This is a genomic window from Mycobacterium sp. TH-M25, assembly GCF_057473665.1.
The window spans coordinates 1-2,727 of sequence record NZ_JBYCLA010000460.1; the positions used below are offsets into that span (position 1 = coordinate 1).

Annotated in this window: 3 protein-coding genes and 1 pseudogene; 3 read left to right on the forward strand and 1 reads right to left on the reverse strand. The window is 64.8% G+C overall.

Annotation, left to right across the window (positions count from 1 at the left end; genetic code table 11):
- Positions 1 to 972, forward strand: a 972-nt coding sequence (locus tag AC2VOU_RS15605) for an acyl-CoA dehydrogenase family protein (protein WP_486958189.1), incomplete at its 5' end; no start/stop codon positions are given.
- Positions 973 to 1,213: 241 nt separating this feature from the next.
- Entirely contained in the window at positions 1,214 to 1,744 is a 531-nt protein-coding gene (locus AC2VOU_RS15610) for a peptidoglycan endopeptidase (RefSeq protein ID WP_486958190.1), read from the forward strand.
- On the opposite strand, the gene AC2VOU_RS15615 is transcribed toward AC2VOU_RS15610, so the two are convergent.
- On the reverse strand, positions 1,741 to 2,289 hold the full coding sequence (locus tag AC2VOU_RS15615) for a class I SAM-dependent methyltransferase (protein WP_486958191.1): 549 nt from the start codon (positions 2,287 to 2,289) through the stop codon (positions 1,741 to 1,743). The genes AC2VOU_RS15610 and AC2VOU_RS15615 overlap by 4 nt on opposite strands.
- Positions 2,290 to 2,509: 220 nt before the next feature.
- Here AC2VOU_RS15615 and AC2VOU_RS15620 point away from each other — a divergent pair.
- A pseudogene (locus tag AC2VOU_RS15620) lies at positions 2,510 to 2,727 on the forward strand (hypothetical protein); the annotation flags it as partial.

Below are 2,727 nucleotides of genomic sequence, written 5' to 3' on the forward strand. Positions count from 1 at the left end.
GTCCAGGATGTCGAGTTGGCCATGGAACTGGGCTACACCTCGCTGGCGGTGCGGTCGATGTTCGGCACCAACAACGGCATCGCCGGACAGGTTCTGACCGGATTCGGTACCGACGAGCAAAAGTCCCGCTGGCTTCCGGCGCTGGCATCTGGCGAGGTCGTCTCGGCCTTCGCGCTGACCGAACCAGGTGCCGGCTCCAACCCGGCCGGGCTGCGCACCAAGGCCATTCGCGACGGCGGCGGTTGGCTGATCTCGGGGACGAAGCGATTCATCACCAACGCCCCCGTCGCCGGCCTGTTCGTCGTCTTCGCACGCACCCGACCGGCCGACGAGCACGGCAGCGGCATCGCCGTTTTTTTGATACCCGCGGATACAGCGGGCGTGGAAGTCGGAGTCAAAGACGCCAAGATGGGTCAGCAGGGCGCCTGGACGGCGGATGTCAGCTTCTCTGGCGCCCGGCTACCCGCCGACGCCCTGATCGGCGGCGACGAGGACGTCGGCTACCGGGCTGCAATGGTGTCGCTGGCGCGCGGGCGGATTCACATCGCGGCGGTGGCGGTCGGAACGGCTCAGCGCGCACTGGACGAATCCGTGACATACGCCGCCGCCGCGACGCAGGGCGGCACCGCAATTGGAAGCTTTCAATTGGTGCAGGCGATGATCGCTGACCAGCAGACCGGGGTATTGGCCGGGCGAGCCCTGGTCCGTGACACAGCGCGGAAATGGATCACCGGCGAGGACCGCAGAATCGCACCGTCGGCGGCCAAATTGTTCTGCACCGAAATGGCGGGCAAAGTCGCCGATCTCGCGGTACAGATTCACGGTGGCAGCGGATACATGCGCGATGTGCCGGTGGAACGGATCTACCGTGACGTTCGACTGTTGCGACTCTACGAGGGCACCAGTGAGATTCAGCGGTTGATCGTCGGGTCTAACCTGGTGAGAGCGGCGCAAACAGGTTGTGCCAGATAGCAGCAGAGACGGTTCCGGCAGTATTGGTGCTCTCCTGGGGAGCCAGCCTCGGGGCGATCCTGACCGGGATGCTCCTGGCCTTGGCTGACAACGGTATCCGGAGGAAATCAATCGCCGAGACCTGATAGACGGCGGTGTGCTATAGACCATTACGATCGCTAAATGTGAGCCATACAACATGTTTTGGCTATTGGCGGCCTGGTTGTTAGTGTGCCAGTTCGTGTTTGCTCTTGAAGCGGTAATGGCATTGGTTCAGCAGGTTTCCGGCACGCCCTACATCGTTGGTGGTGACTCGCCGGCCGGGACTGATTGTTCTGGTCTTGCCTCTTGGGTCTCGAATGTGGCAAGCGGCAGGCCGGCTTTCGGCAATAGGTTCCACACCTCCAATGAGGAGTCTGCCCTGCTGGCACGCGGCTTCCGGTACGGGACCGCCCCTGATGCGTTGGTAGTGGGGTGGAACAGTCACCACACGGCGGTGACGCTGCCCGACGGCACGCCGGTTTCCAGCGGTGAGCCCGGCGGGGTAAAGATCGGCGGCGGAGGCGCCTACCAGCCCCAGTTCACTCATCACATGTTCTTACCGATGGCGCCGGACGACGTTAGCGATCGGGAAGTTCCGACGGGCACCCCCGCCGCGTTCGGCGACGTCGATCCGGAAGAAGCCGCCCCAGAGCCTGATCCGGCTCCCGCCGAATTGGCCCGGGCACGTGTCGACACGCCGCCTGTTGACGAAGCCGTTGCTGAGGCCCAGCCGGCCCCGCCGCAGGTTTAGGGCTTGCGCGCCAACAACCACGCCTGGCCCTGGCCCTCACCCGCGGCTATCACGTCGAGGTCGCCGAACGCAATCCGCAATTCGCCAGCGGCAGCGCGGAACTGCCCCGGGGTTCCACCGACCTCGCTGAGCGCGGTGATCGCCAAAAGCCCGTCCGGTGCTAGGCGTTCGACCATCGCCTGGTCCAGTCGACGGTCGCGAAACCTCTGGCAGTAGATCACGTCGACCAGTGGTCCCGCCGGCAGGCCATCGTCGAGATCGACGGCGTCGAACTGGCAACGTTTCTCGACACCGTTGCGCTGTGCCAGGTCTCGTGCCTGCTCAACGGCCACCTCGGACACGTCCAGCCCCCACACGTCCAGACCTCGGCAAGCGAGCCAAACCGCGGCGAGTCCCTGGCCGCACGCGACGTCCAGCGCGTGCCCCGCGGTCGGGAACACGTCGTGGTAGGGCAGGAACGCCGCAGCCAGGCCGGCGGCGTCGGCCGGCGGCGCTCCCCGGCGCGCATATCGTTCATTCCAGCGGAGGCGGTCCTGGTGGCCCACCGTAGTCATCACATCACACTCCACCGTCCTCTCGCGTCACGGTATCGCCCGCCCACGACATCCTCACTGGTGGTCCTGCGGGGCGCACGAGATCCGCACAGCAGCCAACGTGGGCAAGCGAGATGATTCCCAGCGTGGACCATAAAGTGCCGTTTGCGTAACCCAGGCTACCCGTTTGATAACCTCATATTTTCACTTCATCGTGACCCCAGGGACTCTCATGAAATCTGCTGCTCGTAGCTCTGCAATCGCCGGCGTCGTGCTGATCGGCGTCGGCGTCATCATCGCCGCCCCGACGGCACCACCGCCACCCCGCGTTCAGGTTCGCGAAGTGCAGCTGAGCTCCGGCGAGACCGTGACGCTCGAGTTGAGCGGCAGCGGATTGCCGATACTCCCGCCGTCGCTCGTGGAAAATGTCCACACCGTCTACATCGACCC

Bases quoted from the DNA above. Each gene is read 5' to 3' on its own strand.
- AC2VOU_RS15610 (WP_486958190.1), top strand. From the start codon at position 1,214: ATGGCATTGGTTCAGCAGGTTTCCGGCACGCCCTACATCGTTGGTGGT.